Genomic DNA, 24,429 nt, shown 5'->3' on the forward strand with positions numbered 1-24,429 from the left:
ATTATAGTTTATGAGGTATAAAAGGATAGTTTTCTTGTTCGTATACTACGTCGTAAAGTTGTTGAATTGGTGGGTAATCAGATTCTTCTGCAAAAGTTGCACATTCTTCGACTAAGTCTTTTACTCTTTGGTCAATCGCTTCAATTTCTTCTTCAGTAGCGTATTTTTGATCTTTGATTACATCCAACACTTGAGTGATAGGGTCGATTTTTTTGTATTCTTCAACCTCCTCTTTTGTTCGGTATAATTGAGCATCAGACATAGAGTGTCCTCTGTAGCGATATGTTTTCATTTCAAGGAAAGTAGGTCCGTCACCACGACGTGCTCTGTCGATAGCTTCAGTCATTGCTTCAGCTACTTTCACAGGGTTCATTCCGTCAACTGGACCGCAAGGCATTTCATAGCCCAATCCAAGTTTCCAAATATCAGTATGATTGGCAGTTCTTTCTACAGAAGTTCCCATTGCATAACCATTGTTTTCAACAATAAAAACAACAGGAAGTTTCCATAGCATAGCCATGTTGAAAGCTTCGTGTAACGAACCTTGACGTGCAGCTCCATCACCAAAATAGGTCATTGTTACTCCGCCAGTTTCGAAATATTTATCTGCAAAAGCTAATCCAGCTCCTACAGGGATTTGACCTCCTACGATTCCATGACCTCCGTAAAAACGGTGCTCTTTAGAGAAGATATGCATAGATCCACCCATACCTTTAGATGTACCGGTAACTTTTCCTAAAAGTTCAGCCATCACACGTCTTGGGTCTACACCCATTCCTATTGGTTGAACGTGATTTCTATAAGCAGTAATCATTTTGTCTTTTGTCAAGTCCATGGCATGTAGCGCACCTGCAAGTACAGCCTCTTGACCGTTGTATAAGTGTAGAAAACCTCTAACTTTTTGTTGTATGTATAGTGCAGCAAGTTTGTCTTCAAACTTTCTCCAAAGTAGCATATCTTCATACCACTTTAAATAAACCTCTTTTGTAACTTCTTTCATCTCAATTGTTCTTTTGCTAAAGTTTTATTGTGTTATCAACTAGTACCTATGACGCAAAATAGTTTCCTCCCACAAATTTGCGAACCGCAAAAATAAGACATTCCAACTTAGAACTAAAATTTAAAAGCTAATTTTTGGACTTTTTACAAGAACTTTTTGTCAAACATAAGTGGAAGTAAGTTTTTTAACGATGCTGATTTATGTATTTCGCCTGATTCCCCCATAAAATAAATTTCAATTGGAGATTCTTGCCTAGTTTCGTATTCGGCGACAGATTGTCTACAGGCTCCACAAGGAGGGATAGGAGCAATTGTTTTGTTGGTGTCGGAGGCTGCTGTTATAGCCATTTTTATGATTTTTGCCTCAGGAAAAATTGCGCCCGCTTGAAATATAGCCACACGTTCTGCGCAAAGTCCCGAAGGATAGGCTGCGTTTTCTTGGTTTGAACCTAAAACAATTTCTCCATTGTCTAAAAGAAGGGCAGCTCCTACTCTAAATTTTGAATAAGGAGCGTATGCTTTTTTTCTAATGCTGACTGCTTTTTCCATGAGGTTTTGGATGTCATTTGGTAATTCTGATGTTGACTCATAAACTGAGAATTTGCTAACAATGGATATTTCTTTCATTTAAAGGTGCTTTTTTTAGTAAAAAAATCCAAATTTCATAATGTTGAAATTTGGATTTTTAATGTTGTTTTGTAAGGTGTTAATATTGATCGTATTTGTCTCCAAAGTTAAAAGTAAGAGAGAAACGCAAAGTATTTTCTAATGGATTTGGGATTTTGGATGCCGAGAATAAATAAGAAACGTCTACCTTAATTGTAGTGTATTTAAATCCAGCGCCAAGTGAAAAATATTTTCGCGCTCCTTTTGAGGGGTTTTCATGAAAATAGCCTGCGCGAATGGCAAATGAATCTTGGTAAAGATATTCGGCTCCTGCGGCGTATGTAATTTCTTGTAATTCTTCTTTGAATCCGTCTGGTGCGTCTCCGAATGATTTAAAGATTCCGGAAGCCCATCCTATTTTTTTGTAATCGGCCTTGTTTTTGTTTAGTAAGGCAAGTTCATCGGGTCCGCTAATTGTTCCGTCTCCATTTATGTCTGAATTCTGGGGGGTTGGGACGAGTAGTTTGTTAAATTCAAGATTCAAGGCAATTTTATTTGCGTCATCTAGTATGAAATCAAATCCGGTTCCAATCTTTAAATTAGCTGGTAAGAAATTAGAACTTATTTCGTCATTGTCATAGCTAATTTTTGGACCAAGATTTTGGATGTTAAATCCGGCTCTCCATCTTCCATTGAAACTGTTATAAACGATTTCTTCTGATTGGTAAAAACCGGCTACATCTATTGCAAATGAATTTGCAGCTGATGCGTCACCATCATTTGATATCACTTTTAGGTTGGAACGAATGTATCTACCCGCAACGGCCATGGAGAATTTTTCGCTTAATTTTAAGGAATAAGATCCGTCTAAGGCAAATTCATTTGGAGAAACGGTTCTGGGGTCGTCAAATGCGTTTTCCCTTAGCTCAATGTCGCCAAAGCCAAAAAAACGTAGACTTCCTGCAAAGGCGCTTCGTTCACTAATTTTATTGTAATAGGTTAATTGCCCTAGAGAGATGTCGTTTGCTAAATCTGTAAGATAGGGAGTGTAGCTTATGGAAAGGCCTTGTTTTTCAGTCGAAAACGCATATTTTGCTGGATTCCATTGCTGAGAAAAAGCATCTGCAGAAGTTGCAACGCCAATATCGGCCATACCCGCGGCTCTGGCATCGGCAGCTACCATTAAGAAAGGTACTGCGGGATTGATTGTTCTTTCTTGTCCTTTGATAAAAGAAAATGAAAACAAACAAATTGTATAGAGTATTAGTTTTCTCATTATGATTAGGTGTTCATTGAACAAATATAGTTATTTAACTGTTATATAGTTCTTAGGTTTTGTTGTTTTAAAGGAAATAAAATGAAATAATAGCTTTTTTTAGTATGGTTAAATACATTTAAAGGATATCAATTGATAACTTCTTTTTTGGATTAATATTGTTATTCGAGAGGTGTATTTTTGTTTAATTAAGCTGATATCCAATAGTTGTTTTGTTTTTCTATTTGGTTTTAAAATATCAAGAAGTAGAGGTTTGATTTAATTGAAGAAATTTTCTGAAGCTTACTTGTTAAAAGAAATTTGATAATATGTAAAAAATTACCATTTGATATGTAAATAAATAATAAAAAGTATAAATTTGCGTTTGTTTTGTATGCTGTAGAGTATACAAGTTATCAGATTAAAATAATCTAGAATGGTGTTGCAAATTAATGGTTAATTATTATATTGCGCCACTTAAAATATCACCCCAAAAGAGTATGAAAGTAAACAAAATTATGGCTTTACGATTGATGTTATCAATGTTACTGATGGTTGGTTTAGCCAGTTGTAGTAAGAAATCCAGCTCAAAAAGTGCTTCTAGGGCTACTGGTTGGAATGTTGACAGTAAAAAAGCTTCAGCTAATAAAAAACAAGTTGCGGGTCCAGGTTTAGTTTTCGTCGAAGGCGGAACTTTTACTATGGGTAAAGTAGAGGATGATGTAATGCATGATTGGAACAATACTGCAACACAGCAGCATGTCCAGTCCTTTTATATGGATGAGACTGAAGTGACTAATTTTATGTATTTGGAATATTTGGACTGGTTGAAAAATGTTTTCCCTCCAACCGAAGATAACTATAAGCATATTTATGAAGGCGCATCTCCAGATACACTTGTTTGGAGAGATAGATTGGGATATAATGAGACGATGACTAATAATTATTTAAGACATCCTTCTTATGCTGATTATCCTGTTGTAGGTGTTAATTGGCTTCAAGCAGTTGAATTCAGTAAATGGAGAACAGATCGTGTTAACGAGGCGATATTAGAAAAGAACGGTTATCTTAAAAAGAATGCAAAAACAAATGATGTTTCTGCTGAAAGTTCTTTTAGTACAGAAACTTATTTGAATGCCCCAACGATGACTTACGGAGGGAATGAAGAAGTTGTTCTGAAAAAAGGAGTTGGAAAGAAACCTAAAACAGGAAAAGATGGTGCTGTAATTGAACAAAAAAATGTATATGCGCAACGTTCTTCAGGAATTATTTTACCTGAATATAGACTTCCAACAGAAGCTGAGTGGGAATATGCAGCTGCAGCAGATGTAGGGCAAAGAGAATACAATATTTATAAAGGGCAAAAGAAATACCCTTGGTCTGGTGGTTACACTCGTTCTGGAAAAAGACAGAATAAGGGAGATCAATTGGCTAACTTTAAGCAAGGAAATGGTGATTACGGAGGTATAGCAGGTTGGTCTGATGATGGAGCTGATATAACTAATGCGGTTAAAAAATACCCTGCTAATGATTTTGGTTTGTATGATATGGCAGGAAATGTTGCAGAATGGGTTGCCGATGTATACAGACCTGTAATCGATAATGAAGCAAATGATTTCAATTACTTTAGAGGGAATCTTTATACCAAAAATAAAATAGGAAAAGACGGTAAAGTAGAGATTGTTACCAAAGATAATATCAAGTATGACACATTAAGTAATGGAAAAATAATTGCGAGAAACTTTCCTGGTCAAATTGCACAAGTTCCAGTTGATGAGCAAGAAACTTATTTGAGACAGAATTTTGATAAGAGTGATAATATTGGTTACAGAGACGGTGACAAACAATCGTCTAAGTTTTATAATTTCGGATCTTCTGAGTCTGAAAATGACAAAGCAACGACTGATAAAAATATGTATAACTCGCCTAAACATAATGTTACAACTGACAGTTTAGGGTTAATGGTTAGAAAATATGATAAGTCAAGTAAGAGAACTACTTTAATAAATGATAAGGTAAGAGTTTATAAAGGGGGATCTTGGAGAGACAGAGCTTATTGGTTGGATCCAGCTCAAAGAAGGTATTTCCCTCAAGATATGGCTACAGATTATATCGGATTTAGATGTGCAATGTCAAGAGTAGGTCCAAAAGCTGAAAAAAGAAAATCACCTAGAAATTAATTAAATTATAAAATAAAGCCCTTTGATTAGGGCTTTTATTTTTTTGAATCGTTTTGAAATGGATATCAGTTACATTCATAGTTTATTTTTAAAATGCCAGTCGGTCTCAATCGATACGCGTAAAATTGAAGTGAATTCATTATTCGTTGCTATAAAAGGCGAACGTTTTGATGCTAACACTTTTGCAAAAGAAGCTTTAGATAAGGGAGCGTCATTTGTCATAATTGATAATAAAGATTACTATATTGATCAGAGAACTATTTTAGTTGAAGATAGCTTAATTACTCTTCAGGAATTGGCTAAGTTTCATAGACAATATCTTAAACTGCCTATTATTGCACTTACAGGGAGTAATGGTAAAACAACTACAAAGGAATTAATTCAAGTTGTACTTTCTAAAAAGTATAAGACCAAAGCTACTGTTGGAAACCTTAACAATCATATTGGTGTTCCTTTGACTTTACTGTCTTTTAATTCAAATACTGAAATTGGGATTGTAGAAATGGGAGCTAATCATAAAAAAGAAATTCAATTTTTGTGCGAACTAGCCCAGCCAGATTATGGTTATATTACTAATTTTGGTAAGGCACATTTAGAAGGATTTGGTGGTGTGCAGGGAGTTATTGAGGGCAAAAGTGAGATGTATGACTATCTTTCCAAGAATGATAAATTAGCTTTCATTAATATGGAAGATCCTATTCAAGTTGAGAGATCAATAAAATTGAGGACTTATTCTTTTGGTGTAAAAAGGGATAACGTGGCTGTAAGTATAGGTTCAATAAAGGCAGATCCTTTTGTAGAAGTTTGTTATAATGAGACTGTTATTTCTTCGCATTTAATTGGGCTTTATAATGCTAATAATCTGAATGCGGCACTTGCTATAGGGAAATACTTTGGGGTAGAGGATTTGTCTATTAAGGAGGCTTTGGAAAATTATATACCAGAAAATAATAGGTCTCAACTGTTGACTAAGGGTTCAAATGAAATAATCTTAGATGCTTACAATGCAAATCCCAGCAGTATGGAAGTGGCAATTGTAAATTTTCTGCAACTCAAGAATCCAAATAAAGTTATGATTTTAGGAGATATGTTTGAGTTAGGAAAAGAAAGTCAACAGGAACATCGAGCTATAGTTCAAATGCTTTTAGATGAAGAAAAAGCAGAGTGTTGTTTTATAGGTTCTGAATTTTATGCAAGTAAAATTGAAAAACTCAACTTTAAATTTTATAATACATTTGAAGATTTTTCTGCTGATTTAGCTAAGACAAAATATAAAGAAAGTACTATTTTAATAAAAGGTTCGAGAGGAATGGCTTTGGAACGAACGCTAGATTTTCTAGGATAGATAATATATATAAAGCCATCATGCATTAGCTTGATGGCTTTTTTGTTTTTTTAAATACTCATCAAAAAGCCCACGAGATTCTCTTTTTTATTAAGTTCTAGTTTTTTTCTCAATCTGTATCGGGCTAGTTCTACACCTCCGCTTGAAATATTCATAATCTCAGCAATCTCCTTTGTAGACATGTTCATTAATAAATAGGTCGACAGATCCATTTCTCGTGGAGATATTGTAGGATATTTTTCTTTTAATCTTTTGAGAAAGTCAAAATGTACATTTTTGATGTGTTTTTCTAAATCTTTCCAGCTTTTATCCGTATTTACTTCTTTGACAATGCTTTTATTTAATTTAGTGAACTTAAATTTTGTGTTTTCATCAAAAGAGTCAGTATTAATTTCTTTCAGGTTATTGATGATACCATTGAAAATTTTATTCTTTTTAGCTACTTGCAAAGAGCTGCTCACTAATTCTTTGTCTTTTGCCAGGATTTTAATTTGAAGTTTGTCATTCTTCAATTTTTCAATTTCTTTTTCTAAGTCATATTGTTCCTGTCTGATTTTTGATTCTTTTTCTAAATACAATCTTCGTTGTTCGAGGGTTTCGTAGTATTTGTTTTTTCGAATTTTAATTTTAATTCTTTCACGTATAAAATAGATGCTTGCTACAACAATGAAGAAGTATAGAATATAAGCTAAGAAATGCCTGTACCATGGTGGCGAAATGGTAAATGCGACCGTGGTTTCTTCAGATTGAATCCCGTAGCTATTTCTGACTTTTACTTTCATTTTGTAGTCTCCTTCTTTTAGATAAGTGTATTCTTTCATCGAAACGGTAGACCAATTGCTCCACGCCTCATCGAATCCTTCTAGTTTATACGAGAATTCCACATTTTCAAGATTTTCATAAGTAGGTGATGAAAAAGTAAATTTTACATGATTAGAAGCGTACGGAATTTTATATTTTTCAATTTTACTTTGTCCATTTTCTAAAATTAGTTCCTCGCCTGTGAAGTGAAAACTTCTTATAAAAGCGTTAGGCTTAGTAACAAAATTATTTGGCAGTGTAGAGTCATAATGTGCTAGACCGTCTGTTAAACCTATAAAAATGTTTTTGGGATCTATGGCGTTGATCGAAGTATAGTTGTGGACCAAGTTTCCGGTAAGATTAAAAAATGGTGCAACAACGTTTCTGTAACTTCCATTTTCATGCTTCATTAATGCCCCCAGAGATTCATTAAAGATATACCAGTAGTTGCCATAAGTGTCTTCAGTTAAGGAATTGATTCGAGGAATATTTTTGAAAAGTAATGACATTTTTTTGTCTAAAAAAAATGACTCTTGTTCTTTTGAATATTTGTAAAAATGATTGTCAGTTTGAAAATAGACAGTATTTTTTATACGTTGAATACTTCCAATGCCTTTGACGTCATTTGATATGTTTTGATGGGTTTTGATAGATTCAAATTTTTTTAAATCTGATGATAAGATCATTTGATAAACTAATTCATCTTTTTTGAACCATAAAGTGGAGCTGTCTAGTTCAAAATTGTTAGATGATTTATCAAACCCTTTTATTTGGTTTTGATATTGCCAGCCGTTTGATGTTTTTTTAAATACGGCATAGCCATTATAATTTGAGGCAATCATATAATTAGAGAGATTCGGGATTTTTTTGAAATCCAAATATCCTTTGTTGTCTAGTGTTTTAACTGCTTTTCCCCCTTCAATGACTAATGCTCCTCTATTATTGGCGCATAATAATTCATTGTCAATAACTCGTATACCCCATGTTTGTCCTATTGTGCCTTCTACAAGCTCGAAATTTTTTTCCATGAACGGAGTATGCCAAGAATGATAAAAAAGACCTCTGTTAGTGGCAACATAAAGATTGCCCTTGTGTATCACTGATGCGTAAACGGTACTGATGTCGTAGCTGAATCCGAAATAGGTAAAAGGAGAATTCTCATTTAAAAACGCTATGCCGTTATCAAGACCTAACCATAAATTGTTTTTGCTGTCTACAAAAGAAGAGAGCACAGTATTGTTTTGAAGTCCTTTTTTATGATTGATATGTTGTACTATTTTACCTTTAGTATCACAGATGATGACTCCATTTAGGACAGAATTGAGAACAATGAATTTGTCTTTGATCACAGTGCCTCCTAAAGAGCTGTTTTTTTTAATAAAAGTGTTGGCATCAGTATTCCATGGAATAATTTTTTTGAAGTCATACAGGAAGAGGCCTTTCTCTAGTGTTGTAATTAATAGTTTGTTGTCTGGAAGAGGAAGGATTCCCCAAATTTCACTATTATTTAGAAGAGTTGTTCCCGGTAATGGATAGAGATTTCCATTTTTATATTCAAGAATGCCTTTTTCAATATCTTGAAAATAGATTCTGTCGTCTACATGAAATGAAAATTGGAATCGGTTAGGGGCATCTAGTATCTCTAGTTTGTTATTCCTGAGGATATAGGCTCTGGCAAAGGACTGGAAAATCACGGATTCCTTATGGATGTGTATTTTCCAGATGATATCTATTATTTTAGTAGGGGTCTTTTTTATTAATTTGGACAAAGAATAATAGTTTAGCTTTCCCTTTGAGTCGGGTTTGAAATACCCAAATTCACTGTAACTTCCAACGAAAATTTTACCGGTTTTATCAATTTTAAAACTTCTTATCAAACCTGAATTTGGTAATGTGTATTTGCGCCATGTAGAACCGTCAAATTGTAGTAAGCCTTTTCCATTGGCAAAATACAAGTTGCCATTTTTGTCTTGGTCAATATTCCAATTTTGTGGCTCGCCTTTATAATCAGTTCTTTTATAATTTCTTACTTCAGGTAAGCCAATATTTTTTACTTGGCAGACCAATGTTGGCAACGGAATTAAAAGAAAAGAAAAATAAAGAATAAGTTTTTTTAATGTCATAGCTGAATTGAAAAATGAGATACGGATTAGTACTTAAATTAGTTTTTATCGTTTAATGATGGCTTTATTTTTTTAAAGTGTCTGGGAATTAACACTAAAGTATGTTTTTTTTATAAATGTAGTGTTTGTTTTTTTATTAACATTTTAATAACATGTTTTTTTAATTTGTAAATAATTGATTTATAGTTATTTAATTTTTAATTGATGTGTTTTTGTTTAGTGTTGAAATTTGTTTTGATGTGTTTTTGTAATAAAAATAAAAAATGGAATTAAAAATAAATGTAATAATATTGCTTTGAATTACTAATTAATTAACCAAAATTCTTAGAAATATGAAATTTACAAAATCATTTATTTTTTGTCTTTTATCTATTCTATTTTCAGTTTACTCACAAGCACAAGAGCTCACTGTAAGCGGAAAAGTATATGACGAGAGCGGATTACCCATTGAAGGAGTAGTCATTCTAATCAAAGGAAGCTCTAAGGGAACAACTTCGGATAGAGAAGGGAATTATAAAATAAAGGCTGCTTCTGGCAGTTCTTTGGTATTTAGTTACATGGGGTATACTTCCATTATGGAAAGCATTAACGGGAGAACTGTCATCAATGCAAGGCTTCAAGCCGAGTCACAATCCTTACAAGAGGTTGTGATCAATGTAGGTTATGGAACTCAGAAGAAGAAGAATTCGACAAATGCAGTTTCTACGGTTAAGTCAGATGCATTTGAAGATCGCCCTATTTCATCTGTTGCTCAAGCAATGCAAGGTAATGCAGCAGGGGTAAATGTTATTCAAACTTCAGGAAAACCAGGAGCAAGTTTTGATGTAAGGATTAGAGGACTGAGCTCGATCAATTCTGAAAACTCACCTTTATATGTTGTAGATGGAATTCAGACAAAAGATATTTCTGGTTTAAACACAGAAGATATTGTGGATTTATCCATTTTAAAGGATGCCACCGCAACCGCCATTTACGGGGTTAATGGTTCAGCTGGTGTTGTGATTATTACAACTAAAAGAGGAAAATCAAATAAGAATGATTTTCAGTTTAGTTCTTATTTGGGTTTGTCAAAAGCAGTTAGCAATGTAGATGTTTTAAATTTGACAGATTATAAAACATTGCTAAATGAAATTAATCCAAGTTACTTAACAACTGCAAATGATGCAAGATACGTAGGTATAAATACCAATTGGCAAGACGAAATTTTGAGAACCGGAATTGATCAGAATTATAATTTTTCTTATGCTGGAGGTACTGATAAAATAAAATTCTATGGGGCTTTAGGATATCAGATGATAGAAGGGATAATAAATCCATCAAAATATAACAGATTTTCAGGAAAAATAAATGTGAATGCCAATCTTTATTCTTGGTTGAAAACCGATGTTAGCATGAATGTTATTCAATCGGATGGCTCATATATTAGTGATAATAATAGTGTAGGACAAGGTGGTGCTGTGATGAGTGCTTTAGTTACGCCTTCATTTTTACCTATTTTTGGCTCTCAATTGAAAGTTAGAGAAACAAATACTGACGGATCTTATAAAGATGGTTATAAAGATGGTCAGTATGCCGAAAATCCGTATCAATCAGGCTGGGAAAATCCAGTTTCATTATTGTCAAGACAAAACACTACAGCTGTCAATAGATATTTAAGCAGTATTAGTTTTGATGTTAATATTTTACACAATTTGCTTTGGAAGCCAATGCTGTCGTTAGATTATACTAGATCTTATAATGTTCAGTTTGTTGATCCATATAGTAATGTGTGGGGAAGAAATGGAGACAATAACCCTAATTCTGATAAGGGAAGAGGTAGTAATACGATAGTGAACAATAATAATCTGAATTTTGAAAACACTTTAAGCTATATATTGAAATTTGATGATTCTGAACTAAACTTATTAGCGGGGATGTCAATGCAGAAAAATAGCTATACGAAAGCTGCAAATTCTGGAACTGGGTTTTCTATTGATCAAACTAGCTATGATTTTGATGCTGCTAAAAATCAATTTTTTGAAAATAGGGAAAACGAGGTAAGAAGTCTTTCTTATTTTGGAAGAGCTACTTATAACATTAAAAATAAATACATTCTGAATGGAGTATTCAGACAAAGTGGTGCTTCTCAATTAGCAAAAGATAATAAATGGGGTTTTTTTCCAGCAGTTTCTGCCGCTTGGATTGTTTCCAATGAAGATTTCTTGAAAGACGCAAGTACGATTAGTGAATTAAAGCTTAGAGGTGGTTGGGGAAAAACGGGTAATTTATCCGGATTACCAGCTTATTCAAGCTTTGATCTGAATTATACAAATCCTTCGACCAATGCTACAACATTAGATCAAATAGGTAACCCTGATTTGAAATGGGAAACAGCTACTGATATTAACCTGGGATTGGATCTGGGGTTATTCAATAATAGAATCAAATTTACGGCAGATGTGTACAAAAAGAACACAAAAGATTTGCTCCAAATTATCTATTTTCCAGGTTTTTCAAAACCATATTATTACAATGCCGGTGAAATTGAAAACAAAGGATTAGAATTAGGTTTAAATACGGTAAACTTCACAGGCGATTTTAAATGGAATTCTAATTTTAATATTTCTTTCAACGATAATAAAGTGGTTAAATTAGGCTTACTTAAAAAAATGCCATTTCAAAATTTAACTTCTGTTGGAGAAAGTGTAATTCTATTAACTGAAGGAAGTTCTTTAGGAAGTTTTTACGGCTACAAAGTAGACAAAGTAAGTCCTGCGACAGGGGAATTATTATACAAGGATATGAATGGGGACGGAAGTATAACACCAGATGACAGAACTAATATAGGGAATCCTAATCCGGATTTCACCTTTGGTTTGAGTAATAATTTTAGTTATAAAGGATTCAGCTTAGACGCTTTAATCACAGGTTCACAAGGCGGAGATGTCTTTAATGCCTCAAGAATGGATTTGACGTTGATGAGTAATTATAACAATCAATCAACCGAAGTTTTGAATAGATGGACTGCTTCGGGTCAAATTACGGATGTTCCAAAAGCCAACGATGCAAGTGCTTTGCACGTTTCTGACCGATTTGTGGAAGATGGTTCATACATCCGATTGAAAGCCGTTACGCTTGGATATCAATTTAAATTGGAAAATTGGAAATTAAATTCAATAAAATTATATCTAACTGGGCAAAATCTATATACAATAACTAACTATAAAGGTTTTGACCCAGAAGTAGGAGCATTTAATAATGCTACAGGAATTGGTCAAGGGATTGATTTAGGAACATATCCTCAAGTTAAAACTTTTATTATTGGACTAAAAGCCAATTTTTAATTCTAAAATATAAATACGATATAGTTATGAAATTATTTGAAAATTATTTAAAAATATTCGCGGCAGTGATGATGTTGTTTTTGACATCCTGTTCAAATTACTTAGATACAGAACCAATAACAGAAGAAGCAACTTCTTTAAATAGTGGTATTGTAATAAAAGATGCAGCAAATGCTGAATCTAGGATGAATGCAGTATATGGAACTTTTGGATCGGGTTATTGGCAATTAGATTATTTCTTGATTGGGGACGGGCAATCTGATAATGCTTATATTGGAGCTGATAATCCGGCTGTTTTTCAATATGAAGCGTACCAGATGCTATCTACCAATTCTCAAATGAAAGGCGATTGGAATGATATTTATAACAGTATTAATACTTGTAACATAGTAATTAATTTTGTTGACCAAGCATCAGATTTAAGTGCAACCCGTAAAAACGAAATGATTGGTGAAGCTTCATTGATTAGAGCCCTGAATCATTTTCAAGCTGTTCAATTATGGGGGGATTGCCCTATTGCCAAAGAAGCAATTTTCTCAATTTCCAGTGCTAATTTTGACGCCGCATTTAATGCGCTATTTCCAACAAGAAAACCGGTTTCCGAAGTATATGCACAAATCATTGCCGATTGTCAAGTCGCTATTGAAAAAGCACCGGATGCTTCTAATAAATTTAAAGCCAACAAAATGGCCGCCAATGCGCTCCTTGCAAAGGTATATGCTACGATGCCAAATCCTGATTGGGCAAAAGTGATTCAATATTCTGATGTGGTTATTGGTGGAGGATATACACTTTTACCAACTTTTGATCATCTCTTTGATAGTGCTCATGAAGGGAATGCTGAATCAATTTGGGAAGTTAATGGAAACGGATGGAGTAGTCCAATTGGAGCTTGGAATACTTTCATGTTTTTAGGAACAGACTGGAAAAAATTTAATGCTCCATCACATACTTTAGTAGAGGCTTTTGCAAATAATGGAGACGCTCAAAGATTAGCTTCAACTATTACAAGAGCAAATGTAGGTTGGTCTGACAGCTATTGGCCATCAGTAGACTATCCTTTTGCTTATAAGATGAGGGAAACTAATGGGAATCAAAATTTCTATCTTGCCCGATTAGCAGATGTTTTATTGCTAAAAGCTGAAGCTCAGGCTAGTTTAGGAAATATTAGTCAGGCCATCGCTTTGGTAAATCAAGTGAGATCCAGAGCGGGAATTGCTACAGTTGATGCTTCAAGCCAATCTGAGGCTATTGATGTTATTCTTGAAGAAAGATTAATGGAACTAGCGTTTGAAGGCGATCGTTGGTTTGATCTTAAGCGAATGGGTAAAGCAGTTGAAGTATTATCGAAACAAAAAGATGGTAATGGAAATATATTACCTACTGCAACAAATATTAATCAAAATAGACTTTTATGGCCTATTCCTCAAGATAAATTAGATGCGAATGCATTGTTAACGCAAAATCCGGGATATTAATGTTTTTAAAAGCCTGTTTTTGTTTTACAGGCTTTTGTTTTTTTACACTTAATGCATTGATTTTGTACCTTATTTTTCGTTTGTGTTTATGTGTGAAATTAGGTTAGGATTTTAAATAGATGTTTTTATTTTTAAATCACATTAAATTTTATACTGATGCACAGTTGTTTTTTTTTCTAAAAAAGGCGAAGGAATAAAAAATCATTTTAAAAGTAAAAAAACAAACCATCTTGAGCAACTCAAAAGATTTGAGATGCCTTCGGATCATTTGCCTGTTGATATGGAAATAGACTTTAAATAAAAACAGCAATAATATAAAAAACACACTATGAAATTTCTCTATTTATTAACTCTGCCCTTCTTGTTTTTGAATTGTTCTTCATCAAATGAGATTGCTCGTTCCACACCGGATTTACCTACAATTGCAAATCAGGTAGACTTTTGGTTGACTAAAGGGGATCAGAGTGTAACTCTGCAAAAACAATCGACAGCTTTGGCATTTGGTACAAGGTCTAATACATATCCCAACATTGAAGTTGATGAATCCAAAACTTTTCAGACTATCGATGGTTTTGGTTATACTTTAACCGGAGGAAGTGCCCAGGTTATAAACCAATTGAATTCCCAAAAGAGAACCGAATTACTGCAGGAGTTGTTTGGTAAAAATGATAGCTCAATCTCTGTTAGTTATTTGAGGATTAGTATCGGGGCCTCTGATTTGGATGCGATTCCTTTTACCTATAATGATTTGCCAAATGGACAAACAGACGTTAATCTGGAAAGTTTTAGTTTAGCTCCAAATAGGGATGATGTTATACCCATGTTAAAAGAAATATTGAAAATCAATCCTGATATAAAAATCATGGCGGTTCCTTGGTCTCCGCCTGTTTGGATGAAGGATAACAATAGTTTTATAGGTGGGAGTTTATTGTCAAAGTATTATCGCGTTTATGCTCAGTACTTTGTGAAATACATCCAAGAAATGAAAGCAGAAGGAATCACTATAGATGCCATTACACCACAAAACGAACCTTTGCATCCCGGAAATAATCCTAGTTTGTTGATGGAAGCGTTACAACAGGCTGAGTTTATAAAAAATCACTTAGGCCCTGCTTTTCAAACAGCAAATCTGAAAACTAAAATTGTAATTTATGACCATAATTGCAACAAACCCGAATACCCTATTGCTATCTTGAAGGATCCCGCTGCCCGCTCTTTTGTTGATGGCTCTGCTTTTCATTTGTACGAAGGCGACATTAGTGCACTATCTACAGTTCATAATGCTTTTCCAGATAAAAATGTCTATTTCACTGAGCAATATACCGCTTCAACCGGAACTTTCAATGGCGATTTAAAGTGGCATTTAAAAAATGTAATTATTGGTTCCATGCGCAATTGGAGTAAAACAGCATTAGAATGGAATTTAGCTAGTGATGTTTCCTTTGGTCCGAATACTCCCGGTGGATGTACGACGTGTAAAGGAGCTTTAACGATAAATGGGAGCAACAGTTTCACTCGAAATGTAGCCTATTATATCATTGCGCATGTTTCTAAGTTTGTGCCAGCAGGCTCTGTTAGAATAGCAACTAATCTAAATAGTAATTTATATAATGTGGCTTTTAAAACTCCTGATGGTAAAAAAGTGTTAGTTGTGGAAAACGATAGAGATAGAACAGAGTTGTTTAATATTAAATACAATGGAAAATGGATTACTACTTCATTAGATGGAGGATCGGTAGCAACATACGTTTGGTAAAAAGATAAAATACAATCATGAAAAAAATAATCACAACAGCACTTTTGGCGGTGTCTTTTTTAGCCTTAGCTCAACAAAAAAATAAAACAAAATCGGCATCTTTTTCTACAAAGGATAGAAAAGTTACCGTTTTTACCTCTGCAGACAATAGCAGTTTAAGATTATCAGAAACAGATAATTTACAATTTACAGATTTAAATCAACCGTTAGAAACCCAATTGTGTGTGTTTGTAAATCCGAAGAAGATGTTTCAAACATTCCTAGGGATCGGTGGTGCTATCACTGATGCAAGTGCTGAGGTATTTGCAAAATTATCTAAAGAAAGTCAACAAGAATTTTTGAATGCTTATTATGATAAAGAAAAAGGAATTGGGTATTCTGTGATCAGGACTAACATTCATAGTTGTGATTTTAGTTCAGGAAGTTATACTTATATAGATGAAGGTGATGCGGCATTAAAAACGTTCAATATCGATCATGATAGAGAATTTAGAATTCCATTGATAAAAAAAGCAATGGCAACTGCTGGCGGTAAAGCTATATTTTATGTAAGTCCATGGAGTCCACCAGCTTTTATGAAAGACACTAAAAATATGCTCAGAGGAGGAAGATTATTGCCGGAATTTTATCAATCTTGGGCAAATTATTATGTGAAATTTATTGACAGCTATCAGAAAGAAGGCATTCCGGTTTGGGGGTTAACAATTCAAAATGAGCCAATGGCTAAGCAAACTTGGGAGTCATGTATTTATACAGCAGAAGAAGAACGTGATTTTCTAAAAAATCATCTTGGACCAACACTAAAGAAAGCTGGATTTGGAGATAAAAAAATTACGGTTTGGGACCATAATAGAGACCTAATAGCTCAAAGAGCAAATGTGATTTTGGATGATCCTGAAGCTAGTAAGTATGTTTGGGGAATTGGCTTTCACTGGTATGAAAGCTGGAGTGGTGGAGATTCAATGTTTGATAATGTTGGAAAAGTACATGAAATGTATCCGGATAAGAATCTCATTTTTACCGAAGGTTGTGTAGAGAAATTTGATGATAAAAAACTGCAACTTTGGGCAAATGGGGAGCGTTACGGAGAATCCATGATCCATGATTTTAATAACGGTACTGTAGCTTGGACAGACTGGAATGTCCTGTTGGATGAAAATGGAGGTCCAAATCATGTGGGGAATTTTTGTTTCGCTCCAATACATGGAAACACAAAAACGGGTGAGCTAATCTATACGCCTTCCTATTATTTCATTGGACATTTTTCTAAGTTTATTGGGAAAAACGCAAAAAGAATCAGTAGTGTGTCTAGTCAAAGTTTTTTATTAACAACTTCTTTTTTAAATGAAAATGGTAAAGTAGTGACCGTTGTTATGAATAAAACAGATAAGAGTTTGAAGTATAATTTATGTATTGGGACAAAAGCAACCGAAGTTTCGATTTTGCCTCATGCAATCCAAACTTTAGTGTATTAATTTTGAAAAAAAATAAAAAATGCTAAAAAATAAAGTCAATAGTTGGTCTTTGGTAGTGATGTTATTGGTGTTTTATCCCATTAGATCGCAGATTTCAATGCCAAATTTCTTTGCCGATAACATGGTTTTACAACGGGACATTTCTATTCCTATATGGGGAAATGCTGGACCTTATGATAATATTGAAGTACATTTTCATAACCAAAAGAAAAAAGTAAAAGCAGATAAAACTGGAAAATGGACTCTGTATTTGGAACCCGAAAAAGCTGGAGGTCCTTATTCGTTATCAGTAAAGGCCAAAAAAACGGTTCGTATTAAGAATGTTATGGTTGGTGAGGTTTGGATTTGTTCGGGTCAATCGAATATGGAATGGACAGTAAGGCAGTCGGATGGGGCAAAGGAGGTAATGGAAGCAGCAGATAATTTTTTTATTAGACATATGAAAATTGATAAGGAAATTCAGGCTATTCCTCAAAGTAATTTAAAAACAAGTGGTTGGCAAATATGTGATTCCACTACAGTAGGTGATTTTACTGGAGTTGGTTATTTTTTTGCTAAAAAAATGTATCAAGAATTAAAAGTTCCAATAGGGCTGATTAATGCTTCTTGGGGAGGAACAAACATTGAAACATGGATAGGTAGAGATGGTTTTGAAGGGAGCAAAGAGTTTAAGGAAATGATTTCTTTAATGCCAAAAATAGCTTTGGATTCGCTTTTGAAATTGAAGATAAGAAAAGAATATGAGAAGATTGAAAAATTACAGGGTTTTGCCTTTGATGAGAATTTAGATGCGAATGTGTATAAGAATGCTGCTTTTAACGATGCTTCTTGGTCAGAGCTTTATCAACCAGAACCATGGGAAAGTAAAACCTTACCAGGCTTCGATGGGGTAGTTTGGTTGCGAAAAAAAGTATTTTTAACAGCAGATAATTTGCATGAAAATGCGAGTTTGCATCTGTCTAAAATCGATGATGAGGATATAGCCTTTGTAAATGGGATTCAAATAGGGAATTCTGAAGGTTGGGATGTTGTGCGAAATTATAAAATACCCAAAGGAATTTTAAAAGAAGGAGAAAATAGTATTGCCGTTAGAGTTGTTGATAATGGATCTAATGGTGGAATTTATGGTGATTCTAAAGATTTAAAACTGGTTTTAGGAAATGTTGCTTTTCCTTTAGATGGCAATTGGAAGTATCAAATAGAATCGGTTAAAGCTAGGGTTAATGAAAATGATTTTCCTTCTTTAACTTTTAATGCAATGATTAATCCATTAATCCCTTATGCTGTAAAAGGAGTTTTATGGTATCAAGGAGAGTCTAATGAGAGTCGGGCATTTCAATATAATGAGGCATTCCCTTTATTGATAAATGATTGGAGATCTAAATGGAATCAAGGAGATTTTCCGTTTTATTATGTACAATTAGCTACTTTTGGTACAATGGGTAATAGTAACGAAGGATGCCCATGGGCTGAGCTTAGGGAGGCGCAGTTTAACACCTTGAAGTTAAGAAATACCGCTATGGTGGTTACTACAGATATTGGAAATCCTAATGATATACATCCAAGGAATAAACAAGATGTAGGTTATAGATTATCGGGATTAGCTTTGAATAATTTGTACGGTAAAAAAAATGTTTGTAATAGTCCAAGTTATAAAACAATTGAGATAAAAGAGGACAAAGTAGTAGTTTCTTTTAATGATATTGCTGATGGATTGATTGCAACAAATGATGGTGATGTTAAAGGATTTGAAATAGCTGCTATTGATGGTGTTTTTTATAATGCAAAAGCGTATATCGATAACAATACTGTCGTGCTTAGTACTGAAAAGGTGTCCAATCCTGTGGCAGTCCGTTTTGGTTGGGTTGGTGATGCATCAGATAATAATTTATTTAATTCGGCTGGACTTCCGGCAATTCCTTTTAGAACAGATGATTGGAAAACAATTACCAAAGAAGAGAAATACAAATTAGAGAATATGAAACCTTAAAAATTGTCGATTATTTAAAATGATGATTTTTATTTAAGTGAATCAAACTGTAAGCTGTTTTCGCTGCTCAAAAAACTAGCATTATGGTACTAAATGTTAATGTATCTGTTATGAAATTAGAAAGTAGAAAAAACGCTCAATTGAATCAATATAATTTCGGTGTACGAATAGCTTTGTGTTTTCTTTTTATGTGTTGTGTCTTCAGTGGAGGAGTAAGGAAAATAGATTTCGGATCAATCCCAAAACCTGGGGGGAAATGTCAAAATAAATTGAGAGATTTGCAATCTTAAGAATGAGAGATGCCCCCAATAGACCTTTTAAAATTCATGTTACCTGACTTTTTAGTAGATCACTTTGAAGTGGTTTCTTCTACTAACACAGAAGAAATAGTACACCTATATTTTGAAGAGAATGCCAAGCCTCCAAAAGAATTTGATACACTGGAACTAGTATCAAAGGGCTTTCAGGATGAGATAACCATTCAGGATTTCCCTCTCAGAGGTAAATATGTATATCTACATATAAAAAGACGTCGCTGGACAAATAAGACAACAGGCGAAATTCTTAAAAGAGATTGGAATTTAGTTGCTAAAGGAACCCGCATGACTCAAGAGTTTGCGGCTTTTTTAAAAGAAATTAATAGATAAGAGTGCTACTGATTGTCACACCATTGGTGGTTTCTTCGGAGTCAACGGAAAGAAACTCCAACGACAATATAAAAAACACCTGAGTTCCTTTAATGCTTGGGCTCCACGAGAACATGCACATCAATGGATTGTTTACCCTGAAAATATGGGCACCCATTTATCAATTGACGAAGTAGCTTTGTCTCAGGGTGAACTTTACACTATTGTAACCAACAAGAAGTTCAAAGGTAAAAAAGGTTCCTTAGTTGCCATTGTTGCTGGAACAAAGGCAGATAAAGTCATAGAACATATCAGAAAGATTGATTACAAGAAGAGAAGCTGTGTCAAAGAAATAACACTTGACATGGCTAATTCTATGAAATTGATCTCTAAAAGATGTTTCCCTAAAGCCACACAGGTAACAGATAGATTTCATGTCCAAAAACTGGCACTGGAAGCCTTACAAGAGATTAGGATTAAACATCGATGGGAGGCTATGGATTTTGAGAATCAATTGATATTGCAAGCCAAAAGAGAGAATCAAACCTATATTCCGGAGCTCTTAGCTAACGGTGACTCTGTAAAACAGCTATTAGCCAGGAGTCGATATGCACTTTATAAATCTCGCGAAAAATGGACTGAGAATCAAAATGAAAGAGCTCAATTATTATTTGGACTATATCCAGATATAAAAACAGCCTATTATCTAAGCCAACAACTTCGAGGTATCTACAATAGCAACAATGACAAGCACATTGCGATGACTAAACTAGCACATTGGTATAGGAATGTAGAGGAATCTGGTTTTAAAAACTTCAATATTCTACTCAATACTATAACTTTCAATTACCGGTCAATCTTAAACTACTTTGATAATAGAAGTACCAATGCTTCTGCTGAATCTTTCAATGCAAAAATAAAAGCCTTTAGAAGTCAGTTTAGAGGAGTAAGGAAAATAGATTTCTTCTTGTTCAGATTATCTAATCTTTTTGCCTAATCCCCAACTTTTGCAATTGACCCCAAACCGAGCTGTTAGGCGAGAGAGGGTAGTTGTAAAAAAAAGAACCCCAACCTTTTCAGGTTGGGGCTCCATAGATCCTGAAACAATTTCAGGATAAAGAAAGGCGACGACATACTCTCCCACATAATTGCAGTACCATCTGCGCTGGCGGGCTTAACTACTCTGTTCGGGATGGGAAGAGGTGAGCCCCGCCGCAATAACCACCTTAAGATTATTGTTTAAGGAGTTTCAAGTTTTTATAGTTTCAAGTTAACAACTTGTAACATTAAACTTCAAACTTTAAACGCAGCTTTGCTGCAATATCTTAACATACTGAGATAAAGAAAAGTAAATTTATTTTTAGAAAGTTTCTCCCTCCCGATTGCTCGGGAGGAAAAGGGTGTACATAAGCTTACGGATTATTAGTACTACTCGACTATGACATTACTGCCTTTACATCTATAGCCTATCAACGTGGTCATCTCCCACGATCCTTAAAAGAAATCTCATCTTGTGGTGGGTTTCGCGCTTATATGCTTTCAGCGCTTATCCCTTCCAAACGTAGCTACTCTGCAGTGCCACTGGCGTGACAACAGATACACTAGAGGTTTGTCCAATTCGGTCCTCTCGTACTAGAATCAGATCCACTCAAATTTCTTGCGCCCACAGTAGATAGAGACCGAACTGTCTCACGACGTTCTGAACCCAGCTCGCGTGCCACTTTAATGGGCGAACAGCCCAACCCTTGGGACCTTCTCCAGCCCCAGGATGTGACGAGCCGACATCGAGGTGCCAAACCCCCCCGTCGATATGAGCTCTTGGGGGAGATCAGCCTGTTATCCCCGGCGTACCTTTTATCCTTTGAGCGATGGCCCTTCCATGCGGAACCACCGGATCACTATGCTCTACTTTCGTACCTGATCGACCTGTATGTCTCTCAGTCAAGCTCCCTTATGCCATTGCACTCTACGCACGGTTACCAAGCGTACTGAGGGAACCTTTAGAAGCCTCCGTTACTCTTTTGGAGGCGACCACCCCAGTCAAACTACCCACCAAGCAATGTCCCCCGCAATCGCGGGGTTAGGCCTCAGATAAACAAAGGGTTGTATTTCAACAATGACTCCACAACGCCTAGCGACGCCACTTCACAGTCTCCAACCTATCCTACACATCATTTATCCAAGGTCAATACTAAGCTATAGTAAAGGTGCACAGGGTCTTTTCGTCCCACTGCGGGTAAACGGCATCTTCACCGTTACTACAATTTCACCGAGCTCATGGCTGAGACAGTGTCCAGATCGTTACACCATTCGTGCAGGTCGGAACTTACCCGACAAGGAATTTCGCTACCTTAGGACCGTTATAGTTACGGCCGCCGTTTACTGGGGCTTCAATTCAATGCTTCTCCGAAGATAACATCTCCTCTTAACCTTCCAGCACCGGGCAGGTGTCAGGCCCTATACTTCATCTTACGATTTTGCAGAGCCCTGTGTTTTTGATAAACAGTCGCCTGGACCTCTTCACTGCGGCCAGCATTGCTGCTGGCGACCCTTCTCCCGAAGTTACGGGTCTATTTTGCCTAATTCCTTAGCCATGAATCTCTCGAGCACCTTAGAATTCTCATCTCGACTACCTGTGTCGGTTTGCGGTACGGGTACTATTAACCTGAAGTTTAGAGGTTTTTCTTGGAAGCCCTTAGGTGCACTATCTCTTTGTCCGAAGACGCCGAGTACTATCGTATTTCCCCAAAACCCGTGGATTTGCCTGCGGGTCTTATAGGTAGGTACTTCAACGAACTATTCCGTCAGTTCGCGGCACTTTCATCACTCCGTCACCCCATCACAGTTAACAGTAGTACGGGAATATTAACCCGTTGGCCATCGACTGTCCCTTTCGGGTTCGCCTTAGGTCCCGACTAACCCACAGCTGATTAGCATAGCTGTGGAAACCTTAGTCTTTCGGTGTGCGGGTTTCTCGCCCGCATTATCGTTACTTATGCCTACATTTTCTTTTCTAACCAGTCCAGCATGCTTTACAACACACCTTCTACCCTGTTAGAATGCTCCCCTACCACTTACAATAAATTGTAAATCCATAGCTTCGGTAATATACTTATGCCCGATTATTATCCATGCTCGTCCGCTCGACTAGTGAGCTGTTACGCACTCTTTAAATGAATGGCTGCTTCCAAGCCAACATCCTAGCTGTCTATGCAGACAAACCGCGTTCTTTCAACTTAGTATATATTTGGGGACCTTAGCTGATGGTCTGGGTTCTTTCCCTCTCGGACTTGGACCTTAGCACCCAAGCCCTCACTGTTAGTGAACATTATATAGCATTCGGAGTTTGTCAGGAATTGGTAGGCGGTGAAGCCCCCGCATCCAATCAGTAGCTCTACCTCTATATAACTTTATAACTAACGCTGCACCTAAATGCATTTCGGGGAGTACGAGCTATTTCCGAGTTTGATTGGCCTTTCACCCCTACCCACAGATCATCCCAAGACTTTTCAACGTCAACGGGTTCGGTCCTCCACTGTGTGTTACCACAGCTTCAACCTGTCCATGGGTAGATCACACGGTTTCGCGTCTAACACTACTGACTAAAGCGCCCTATTCAGACTCGCTTTCGCTACGGATCCGTGGCTTAACCACTTATCCTTGCCAGCAACGTTAACTCGTAGGCTCATTATGCAAAAGGCACGCCGTCACCCCACGAAAGGGCTCCGACCGCTTGTAAGCGTATGGTTTCAGGATCTATTTCACTCCGTTATTCACGGTTCTTTTCACCTTTCCCTCACGGTACTGGTTCACTATCGGTCTCTCAGGAGTATTTAGCCTTAGCGGATGGTCCCGCCAAATTCAGACAGGGTTTCACGTGCCCCGCCCTACTCAGGATACCACTATCCTTTACACTTGTTACCTATACAGGACTATCACCCTCTATGGTTCTACTTTCCAGTAGATTCTAGTTCCTCGTGCAAGAAATGTCGTGGTCCTACAACCCCAACATTGCCGTAACAACATTGGTTTGGGCTAATCCGCGTTCGCTCGCCACTACTTACGGAATCACTTTTGTTTTCTTCTCCTCCGCCTACTTAGATGTTTCAGTTCAGCGGGTTTGCCCACCTATCGGTGTACTATGTCTTCAACATAGTGGGTTGCCCCATTCAGGTATCTACGGATCAATTGGTGTGTGCCCATCCCCGTAGCTTTTCGCAGCTTATCACGCCTTTCATCGCCTCTGAGAGCCAAGGCATCCCCCATACGCCCTTATTTTGCTTATTGTACCAATCTTAAAATTAATTAAGACCGTTTTTGTTTGTCTTTTACTACTAATAGTAAAAAACGCTTTCTACTTTTAATATTTTTCTTATCTCAATATGTCAATGAACTTTGATTCAGTGTTCAGTCTACAGTTTTTAGTATTCAGTTTTACCCGAACACTGATCACTTTTTTTCTGACCACTTCT

Annotated in this window: 13 protein-coding genes and 2 rRNA genes; 9 read left to right on the top strand and 6 right to left on the bottom strand. The window is 35.8% G+C overall.

The features are described 5' to 3' along the window. Window position 1: 1 nt before the first annotated feature. From pdhA to porV, 3 genes are all read right to left on the bottom strand, one after another. Window positions 2–1,000 (bottom strand): pyruvate dehydrogenase (acetyl-transferring) E1 component subunit alpha, encoded by a 999-nt coding sequence (gene pdhA / locus LNP19_RS02210; RefSeq protein WP_230063148.1) that lies wholly within the window; start codon window positions 998–1,000, stop codon window positions 2–4. 143 nt (window positions 1,001–1,143) lie between these two features. Next, entirely contained in the window at window positions 1,144–1,626 is a 483-nt protein-coding gene (gene cdd, locus LNP19_RS02215; protein WP_230063149.1) for a cytidine deaminase, read from the bottom strand. 79 nt (window positions 1,627–1,705) lie between these two features. Continuing rightward, the gene (gene porV, locus LNP19_RS02220) at window positions 1,706–2,881 is read right to left on the bottom strand and encodes a type IX secretion system outer membrane channel protein PorV (protein ID WP_230063150.1); all 1,176 of its coding nucleotides are present in this window, start codon (window positions 2,879–2,881) and stop codon (window positions 1,706–1,708) included. Between the two features lie 479 nt (window positions 2,882–3,360). Between porV and gldJ the strand changes: the two genes are divergently transcribed. Both gldJ and LNP19_RS02230 read left to right on the top strand, forming a co-directional pair. Further along, window positions 3,361–5,040: a gliding motility lipoprotein GldJ gene (gene gldJ, locus LNP19_RS02225; RefSeq protein ID WP_230063151.1), complete on the top strand. Its 1,680-nt coding sequence runs from the start codon at window positions 3,361–3,363 to the stop codon at window positions 5,038–5,040. A 58-nt stretch (window positions 5,041–5,098) separates the two neighbouring features. Next, window positions 5,099–6,385 (top strand): UDP-N-acetylmuramoyl-tripeptide--D-alanyl-D-alanine ligase, encoded by a 1,287-nt coding sequence (locus tag LNP19_RS02230; protein WP_230063152.1) that lies wholly within the window; start codon window positions 5,099–5,101, stop codon window positions 6,383–6,385. Window positions 6,386–6,435: 50 nt separating this feature from the next. Here the strand turns inward: LNP19_RS02230 and LNP19_RS02235 are convergent, their stop codons facing one another. Continuing rightward, window positions 6,436–9,309: a triple tyrosine motif-containing protein gene (locus LNP19_RS02235; protein ID WP_230063153.1), complete on the bottom strand. Its 2,874-nt coding sequence runs from the start codon at window positions 9,307–9,309 to the stop codon at window positions 6,436–6,438. Between the two features lie 332 nt (window positions 9,310–9,641). Between LNP19_RS02235 and LNP19_RS02240 the strand changes: the two genes are divergently transcribed. From LNP19_RS02240 to LNP19_RS02270, 7 genes are all read left to right on the top strand, one after another. Beyond that, window positions 9,642–12,632 (top strand): SusC/RagA family TonB-linked outer membrane protein, encoded by a 2,991-nt coding sequence (locus LNP19_RS02240; RefSeq protein WP_230063154.1) that lies wholly within the window; start codon window positions 9,642–9,644, stop codon window positions 12,630–12,632. 26 nt (window positions 12,633–12,658) lie between these two features. Then, complete coding sequence (locus LNP19_RS02245; RefSeq protein WP_230063155.1) at window positions 12,659–14,110, top strand: RagB/SusD family nutrient uptake outer membrane protein; 1,452 nt, start codon at window positions 12,659–12,661, stop codon at window positions 14,108–14,110. A 328-nt stretch (window positions 14,111–14,438) separates the two neighbouring features. Beyond that, window positions 14,439–15,866 (top strand): glycoside hydrolase family 30 protein, encoded by a 1,428-nt coding sequence (locus tag LNP19_RS02250; RefSeq protein ID WP_230063156.1) that lies wholly within the window; start codon window positions 14,439–14,441, stop codon window positions 15,864–15,866. A gap of 17 nt (window positions 15,867–15,883) precedes the next feature. Continuing rightward, on the top strand, window positions 15,884–17,341 hold the full coding sequence (locus LNP19_RS02255) for a glycoside hydrolase family 30 protein (protein WP_230063157.1): 1,458 nt from the start codon (window positions 15,884–15,886) through the stop codon (window positions 17,339–17,341). 19 nt (window positions 17,342–17,360) lie between these two features. Next, complete coding sequence (locus LNP19_RS02260) at window positions 17,361–19,331, top strand: sialate O-acetylesterase (RefSeq protein ID WP_230063158.1); 1,971 nt, start codon at window positions 17,361–17,363, stop codon at window positions 19,329–19,331. Window positions 19,332–19,657: 326 nt separating this feature from the next. After that, a complete protein-coding gene (locus LNP19_RS02265; RefSeq protein ID WP_230061469.1) occupies window positions 19,658–19,978 on the top strand; it encodes an ISAon1 family transposase N-terminal region protein in 321 nt (106 codons plus the stop codon). Window positions 19,979–20,000: 22 nt separating this feature from the next. Beyond that, window positions 20,001–20,954 (top strand): ISAon1 family transposase, encoded by a 954-nt coding sequence (locus tag LNP19_RS02270; RefSeq protein ID WP_428979040.1) that lies wholly within the window; start codon window positions 20,001–20,003, stop codon window positions 20,952–20,954. Between the two features lie 122 nt (window positions 20,955–21,076). Here LNP19_RS02270 and rrf read toward each other — a convergent pair. Then, a 5S ribosomal RNA gene (gene rrf, locus LNP19_RS02275) occupies window positions 21,077–21,186 on the bottom strand. Window positions 21,187–21,359: 173 nt separating this feature from the next. Continuing rightward, window positions 21,360–24,244: ribosomal RNA gene (locus tag LNP19_RS02280) — 23S ribosomal RNA — on the bottom strand. Window positions 24,245–24,429: the final 185 nt, after the last annotated feature.

Source organism: Flavobacterium acetivorans (assembly GCF_020911885.1).
GTDB classification, from domain to species: Bacteria; Bacteroidota; Bacteroidia; order Flavobacteriales; family Flavobacteriaceae; genus Flavobacterium; species Flavobacterium acetivorans.